Here is a 7,886-nt window from a genome sequence, read left to right as displayed (position 1 = left end):
ATACGTATTTTTAGTGAGGCTTGAAAGAAAAAATAGCGTCAATTATAGCGTAGCTGCTGTAAAATCAGGTAATCTTTGCTCGTTTTTCGCAACAAACAGGTTATTTGTAACAAAGTATTAGAAAAATTATAATATTCAGGCATAATAAAGCCACTGATTTTAAGTTTACAGTCATTCACCGAAAGCAAATGACTATTATTTTTTAACCTTTATGCTTATTTTAAGCACTATAGCAGTAGACAAGGAAGCTTATCATGACGACTTGTATCACAGGCACAGGCCTATACATTCCACCTTATAGCATCAGCAACGAAGAGTTAGTTGAGTCATTTAACCAGTATGTTGAAAACTATAATACAGAACATGCTGACGAGATAGCCGCAGAGACGGTTACAGCGCTTCAGCCTTCATCCGCGGCCTTTATCGAAAAAGTCTCTGGCATCAAATCACGTTATGTGATGGAAAAAGACGGTATCTTAAACCCTGAAATCATGGCGCCAGTGATTGCCTATCGCAACTTAGGTGAAGAGCTGTCTGTTATGGCAGAGATGGGTGCTGCTGCGTTAAAGGACGCATTGGCTGACGCTGGATTAGAAGCCAATGACTTGGATGGTATTATCCTTGCTTGCTCAAACTTTCAGCGTACTTACCCAGCAGTTGCCATCGAGATTCAAAACGAGATTGGTATGGTTGGTGGGTTTGCTTATGATATGAATGTTGCCTGTAGTGCAGCGACATTTGGTCTATCACAAGCACATGGTTCTATTGTCTCTGGTCTGGCCAAGCGTATCGCTGTAGTCAACGTTGAGATTACCTCAGCGCATCTAAACTGGCGTAATCGTGACAGTCACTTTATCTTTGGTGATGTCGCAACAGCATCTATCGTTGAAGATCTAGATACGCCAAAAGGCTATGAGATTCTGAACTCTAAGCTATTCACCCAGTTTTCGACCAACATCAAAAACGAATATGGATTTATGGATCGCTCAGAATATTTGGCGGCACAGACCGAGATGTACCCAGATATCAAAGCACCAGTGACTGACAAGCTGTTTTTGCAAAATGGCCGTAAAGTATTCCGTGAAGTCTGTCCGAAAGTGTCAGAGATTATCACTGAGCATTTGACCGAGAACGAATTACAAGCCAGCGATGTGAAGATGATGTGGTTACACCAAGCCAATGCCAATATGCTTGATTTAATCTTACGCACAGTCGTTGGTAAAGAAGCTGATAAAGCCATTGTGCCAAGTGTCATCGCTGAATTTGCCAATACCAGCTCAGCTAGTCCGATGATTGTCTTCCATCGCTATAAAGACAAACTAGCATCTGGCGATTTGGGCGTTATTTGTTCATTCGGTGCTGGTTACTCGATTGGTTCAGTATTGGTTCGTAAGGTTTAAGTTGTTTAATCATCGAATTGTTTAATCATCGAATTATTATCAGACTTTATTGTCATACGAAAAACTGTCACATTAAAAATAGCCAAGAATGTTCTTGGCTATTTTTTTGTTTGAATTTTCTGAAAGAAATACCATAAACCCCGAGTGAGAAAACCAGTTAATGATAACCAATCTAGAATCGGTGCAGACGTTTGACCATATTGTTTAGCGATATAATGGTAAGATTGCTTAGAATAACGACAAGATTACGCAGAGGTTTTAATTTAAGGCAAAAAATTTGCTATAATCACTCTCTTATTCCTCTCATCTAATTAAAAGTCCTTTTATGAAAGAATCCTTACGCCTGCGTTTAGACCAGATGGTAGACCGTTATGAAGAGGTCACCGCCTTATTATCAGATCCTAGTGTCATTAGTGATAATAATAAATTTCGTGAATTGTCTGTCGAGCACAGTGACTTGATGGAAATCACGACGCTGTGGCAGAACTATGTGCAGGCAGAGACAGATCAGGCCGACGCAGAAGTGATGCTAGCTGATGCAACTGATCCTGATATGAAAGAGATGATGAACGATGAGATCGAAAGCGCACGTGACACCATAGTGGAGATGGAAGAAGCACTCAATGTCATGATGCTGCCAAAAGATCCTAATGATAAGGTACCAGCGTTCTTAGAGATTCGAGCAGGGACAGGCGGTGATGAAGCGGCGATTTTCTCTGGTGATTTGTTCCGTATGTACCAAAAATACGCGCAGAACCAAGGCTGGACAGTAGAAGTACTGTCAGCTAATGAGGGCGAGCATGGCGGTTATAAAGAAATCATCACCCGTGTATCTGGCAACAGCGTCTATGGTCGTCTAAAGTTCGAGTCAGGCGCTCATCGTGTACAACGTGTGCCTGAAACTGAGAGTCAAGGTCGTGTTCATACTTCAGCGTGTACGGTTGCGGTCATGCCAGAAGTTGAGATCGATGATACAGTGGATATCAATCCTGCAGACATAAAAATGGATACTTTCCGCTCAAGCGGGGCGGGTGGTCAGCACGTTAACACCACTGACTCAGCCGTACGCTTGACGCATATTCCCACTGGCACTGTGGTAGAGTGTCAACAAGAGCGTAGCCAACACAAAAACCGTGCACATGCGATGAAAATGCTGGTCTCAAAAATCCAACAAGCCAAAGTGCAAGCACAGGTCGACGTGGCAGATTCTATACGTCGTGACCTAGTCGGTAGTGGTGACCGTAGTGAGCGTATTCGTACTTATAATTTCCCGCAAGGGCGTATGACCGATCATCGCATTAACCTTACCTTATATAAGCTTGATTCTATTATGGAAGGTGACTTGGATGAGACGCTTGATGCCTTATTGCGTGAGCATCAAGCAGACCTAATGGCTAGTATCGGCGGCGGTGAATAAGATAGCTACAAAACAACAGGTTTGTCAGTCTTACTGACATAAGTACGAACGAAAAGATAGCCAGTTATTTTTGATACCGAAGATAAGGTAATAATTATGATAAATGACAGGTTTAATTTAAGATTATTTCCTAATCGTGTTTTATGTGGTGTTTTTATGGCGATTGGCCTCTCTGCTTGTAGTTCCATACCATCTACGTCACCAGAGCAGTCCTCCGATAGCATATCGGAAAACATGATAGCCGATCCACTTACTTATCAAGCTTGTGTTTATCCACCTAGTGAGATGGTTATGGCTTGTCGCTCACAAAATGGGCGGTTTGTTCGGCAAGGTAGGCGTGGTTGCTATCAGTGCGTATTATCTTACAGTGATGCTGGTAAAGCTTGTAAGGATAGTGCTGACTGCGAAGGACAATGTAAGAACGCCAGTGGTTTCGCTAAACCAAATGCTAAAAATCAAACTGGACAATGCGCCAGTAATAGCAGTGTTTTTGGATGTTATCAAGTTATTAAAAAAGGTGTGGCACAGCCTGCTATTTGTGTCGATTGATTGTCATGTTTGTTAGGACGTTTTTTATCTGAACGTCTTATTTTAAATTTATAGTTTTTATTTCTTCTTTTAATCACCTAATAATTTTGAGAGTGTTATGTCAAAGCCCAATAATCAAAATCAGAATCAAGAGCAAGCTCCAGAAGATGCTAACGAGCTGATTGCACAACTGCAAGCTAAACTAGATGATATCAGTGCTTCGGGCAAGCAGCCGTATCCAAATACGTTTAAACGCACTGATTATGCGCAAGACTTACAAACGGCTTTTGATGGTGTATCAAAGCAAGAAATTGAAGAAAAAGCAGCAAATGGCGAAAAGACTCAGGTCAATATCGCAGGTCGAGTTATGCTCAACCGTGGCTCATTTATCGTCATTCAGGACATGACAGGTCGTATTCAATTATATGTCGCACGTAAAGAGCTTGATGATGAGACACGTGCAAGCATCAAGTCACTAGATTTGGGTGATATCGTTGGCGTATCAGGTTATATCGGTCGCTCAGGTAAGGGTGATTTGTACGTTCATATCGAAGAATTTAACTTATTGACCAAATCACTACGTCCGATGCCAAACAAGTTCCATGGCCTAGCTGACGTAGAAGCTCGCTATCGCAACCGTCATCTTGATTTGATGACCAATGAGACGACTCGTGATACGTTTATGATTCGTAGCCAAGTCGTTAGTGGTATTCGCAAATTTATGTTAAACGAGCGTTTTATGGAAGTTGAAACGCCGATGATGCATCCTATCCCAGGTGGTGCTGTGGCGCGTCCGTTTGTGACCCATCACAACGCTTTAGATATGCCACTTTATCTACGTATCGCGCCTGAGCTTTATCTGAAGCGCTTAGTCGTTGGCGGATTTGAGAGAGTATTTGAGATTAACCGCAGCTTCCGTAACGAAGGTGTCTCTACTCGTCATAACCCTGAATTTACTATGATTGAGTTTTACCAAGCGTATGCAGATTACCATGACTTGATGAACCTGACTGAGCGCTTATTTAACGAATTGGCAATGGATATTTTGGGTACAACTGAAATCACCTATCAAGAAGAAGACATTAGCCTAAAAGCGCCGTTTGCACGTTTATCGATGACGGATGCGATTGCAAAATATGCAGACAACTTTGATATGGCACGCATCAATGACCGTGAGTATCTGGCAGAGTATGCGTCAACAACATTAAAGCAACAAGTCAAAGACGGTTTTGGCATAGGTAAATTACAAACGATTATCTTTGAAGAAACTGCTGAGCATCAATTGCGTCAACCAACGTTTATCACTGAGTATCCAGCTGAAACTTCACCATTAGCACGCCGTAGTGATGACAATCCTGAAATCACCGATCGTTTTGAGCTGTTTGTTGGTGGCCGTGAATTGGCCAATGGCTTTAGCGAGCTTAATGATCCAGCAGATCAAGCAGAACGCTTCCACGGCCAAGTCGCTGAAAAAGACGCTGGCGATGATGAAGCAATGCATTTCGATGAAGAGTATATCGAAGCATTGTCTTATGGCCTACCACCGACAGCCGGTGAGGGTATTGGAATTGATCGCTTAGTCATGTTACTGACTGATTCTGCTAGCATTCGTGACGTGATTTTGTTCCCGCACATGCGCCGCAAGCATGAAGGTTAAAGTGGATTTGCTTGCTATAAAGAGACGCCTTAATCTGCACTGATATTCAACTGAAGATAGAAAGTTTTACTCCTTTTAAGATGATGGGTTTAAGACTTTTTATGGGATTGCATTTATAGGAATATTATGGATACTCAGCAAGCATCATTCTCGCTTTGGCAAAAAATGATTCAGCAATGTTTTTTATCTTTATATGAATTACCCAAAGACAAAATCACTGACCCTCAGAAATTTCAGGGTTATGATTTTGTTTTTGAGTTTTCGGACGCGACTATTTATTTTCTTGTCAATACGGTTGTGAGACAAGCGAATAAGAAAGAAGTGGATAGTGCTAAAGTTCGTGAGTGGAGAAAGGAAGTTGTTAATGAGTTAATCAAACGTCACGCTCAGGTTTATCACAAAAATGATAAGTTGGTTGCAGCGAGGAGCACATCGATAGCTGATAAAAAAACTTATTTTATTGGCTTAACCTCATTGTCCATCAGTCATCAGGACGAACAATCTGGTCTTTCCTCTTATGCCGTTGGCTATGAATATGGCAGCCGTTTTTTCGCTGAAGACTGCGTTTTGGATCTAGATAATGAACAAAGTGTTTTACAAGTTTTTAGCTATCAAAACTTCGCTGATATACTCAGTCAATTGGTGACCCCAAGTGATTTGACGACATTTTTAGATTTTCATCGTGATCAGTTAGCCAGTTTTTCATCATTTAAAAATGAGTCAACATTATTAAAACAGTTTTTGCAATCACCTGACTTTCACCAAAGAGCGATTGATGTTCAAGAACGGTTGATTGATAACGAGTTAATTGACCAAATAGAATTACGTTTACGTAAAGTATCAGAACCGAATCAGACTGTATTTGCCAATGCTTTAATGGCTGAGATTCAAAAATACACTCGGATGTGGTATAAACTTTTTAATAGTGTGATTGAGCGTTATCACAAAGCAGGTAAACCATTACCAAGAGCACAAATAGATGTGTTGGCAGATGAGTCAATGTATACCTATGCGTGTCTAGTAGAAAAGATTTTAGCTTATAGAACCATGGATCAAGATTCTCGTTGGAATGGTTATGTTCGTCATGAGCACTCTTATCATGTCTTTGGTCGACATTATCTTATAGTGTTTTATGCGCAAGATGATAGTAGCTCGTTGAGTGCAGGGGATGTGCGTTCATCTCATCAGGATTTATTGTCAGATCTCAATGCCCAACTACAAGATCCAGTAATGAGTGATTTGTTTTTGCTTGGTGTAGAGTTTCGACCTTGTGAAGACAGCGTAAACACCGAGGTGTATTTGGATATTTTTCATCAAACAGGTACGTTGATTGATGAAAATACTCAGCGTTTATATGAACGTTTGGCAAAACTTCAAGCTCAGTTATAATCTAAAGCTAATATAGCTCGCTGGTTTGACACTTTATCTATATTTGTATTATTTATATTGGCATTTATTATGACGCAGCAATATCAAGTCTTAGCTCGCAAATATCGTCCCAAAAACTTTCATGAGTTAATTGGGCAAACGCATGTCTCGCAAGCATTGATTAATGCGATTGATTATAACCGTTTACATCATGCTTATTTGTTTACAGGTACGCGTGGCGTTGGTAAGACGACGATTGCACGTATCTTATCGAAATGTCTGAACTGTGATACGGGCATCACTAGTACGCCTTGCGGGGTGTGTGATAACTGCGTGGCCATCGATCAAGGACGCTTTATCGATCTTATTGAGATCGATGCAGCGTCGCGTACCAAAGTTGAAGACACACGCGAGCTGCTTGATAACGTACCCTATGCGCCAAGCCAAGGACGTTATAAAGTTTATCTCATCGATGAAGTGCATATGCTGTCTACGCACAGTTTTAACGCTTTACTTAAAACGTTAGAAGAGCCGCCTGAGCATGTAAAGTTTTTACTTGCCACAACTGATCCACAAAAACTGCCTATTACCATCATCTCGCGCTGTTTACAGTTTGTACTACGTCCATTACCACAGACGTTGCTCAGTGAGCATTTGGCCAATATTCTTAACCAAGAGCAAGTAGCATATACACAGCCCGCCCTTTGGCAGTTAGCCAGTGCCGCGAAAGGCTCGGTGCGTGATGCCTTGTCGTTGACCGATCAAGCCATTGCTTTTGGTCAAGGTAGACTAGATGATGTCACTGTTAATGCTATGCTTGGTTTGATTGATGCGGCTGACTTGATCCGTTTGATTACTGATATATATAACCATGATAAGTCTGCTGTGGCGAACCATATCGAGCAAATGCGCGCGCAAATGGTTGATGCGACTAGTATGTTTGATGGACTCACTGAGCTGCTTCATCAATTGGCCTTGACTCAATTATTACCTGAAGTCGCTTTGAATGTAAATGAAGTGCAAGCACAAGAGATTACTGTACTTGCAAAGCATATTAGCCCAGATGTGTTACAACTGTATTATGAAATTGTGGTGCAGGCGCGTGAAGGCGTTAAGCTTGCCAGTACGCCTATGCAGGCACTTGAGATGTGTATCTTGCGTCTACTGGCCTTTCGTCCGTTGCCAATAGATGAAGTATTGAACAATATTTATGACAGTGAGGTATCCTCTACAGAAGCATCATCTATAGAAACAGTTGCTTCTACAGCATCTGTCGATGCTGTCGTACATCAAGCTTCAGAACCGCCATCACAGCCTTATGATATTGACTATCAGGCGTCTAGTAGTGACATGTCACAAGCCGACTCTTATCAATCTGAGTCTCACGAAGATAACCCGTTAAGTGTCAATAATATTGGTGATCCAGAACAGAACTTAACTTTGATGGCTGATAGCGTGCAGCCTGAACCAATTGTTGAGCCTGAACCAATTGTTGAGCCTGAACCAATTGTTGAGC

6 protein-coding genes are annotated in these 7,886 nt (G+C 41.5%); all 6 read left to right on the top strand.

The genetic code is table 11. The features are described 5' to 3' along the window. The first annotated feature begins 254 nt into the window (after positions 1 to 254). Positions 255 to 1,400 (top strand): beta-ketoacyl-ACP synthase III, encoded by a 1,146-nt coding sequence (locus tag ACT3RN_RS13405; protein ID WP_192520286.1) that lies wholly within the window; start codon positions 255 to 257, stop codon positions 1,398 to 1,400. 325 nt (positions 1,401 to 1,725) lie between these two features. Beyond that, positions 1,726 to 2,817 carry a peptide chain release factor 1 gene (gene prfA, locus ACT3RN_RS13400; RefSeq protein WP_192520287.1) on the top strand — a complete coding sequence of 364 codons (1,092 nt, stop codon included), beginning with the start codon at positions 1,726 to 1,728 and terminating at the stop codon, positions 2,815 to 2,817. Positions 2,818 to 2,913: 96 nt separating this feature from the next. Beyond that, entirely contained in the window at positions 2,914 to 3,366 is a 453-nt protein-coding gene (locus ACT3RN_RS13395) for a hypothetical protein (RefSeq protein WP_192520288.1), read from the top strand. Between the two features lie 97 nt (positions 3,367 to 3,463). Next, complete coding sequence (gene lysS / locus ACT3RN_RS13390) at positions 3,464 to 5,002, top strand: lysine--tRNA ligase (RefSeq protein WP_192520289.1); 1,539 nt, start codon at positions 3,464 to 3,466, stop codon at positions 5,000 to 5,002. 126 nt (positions 5,003 to 5,128) lie between these two features. Then, positions 5,129 to 6,391 (top strand): hypothetical protein, encoded by a 1,263-nt coding sequence (locus ACT3RN_RS13385; RefSeq protein ID WP_192520290.1) that lies wholly within the window; start codon positions 5,129 to 5,131, stop codon positions 6,389 to 6,391. A gap of 69 nt (positions 6,392 to 6,460) precedes the next feature. Beyond that, on the top strand, positions 6,461 to 7,886 hold a 1,426-nt coding region (gene dnaX, locus ACT3RN_RS13380; protein ID WP_444518712.1), incomplete at its 3' end, for a DNA polymerase III subunit gamma/tau.

This window comes from Psychrobacter sp. AOP5-GZ1-6 (assembly GCF_052376345.1).
GTDB lineage: Bacteria > Pseudomonadota > Gammaproteobacteria > Pseudomonadales > Moraxellaceae > Psychrobacter.
Note: the sequence above shows the minus strand (reverse complement) of the source record. Positions and strands in the feature narration are given on the sequence as shown.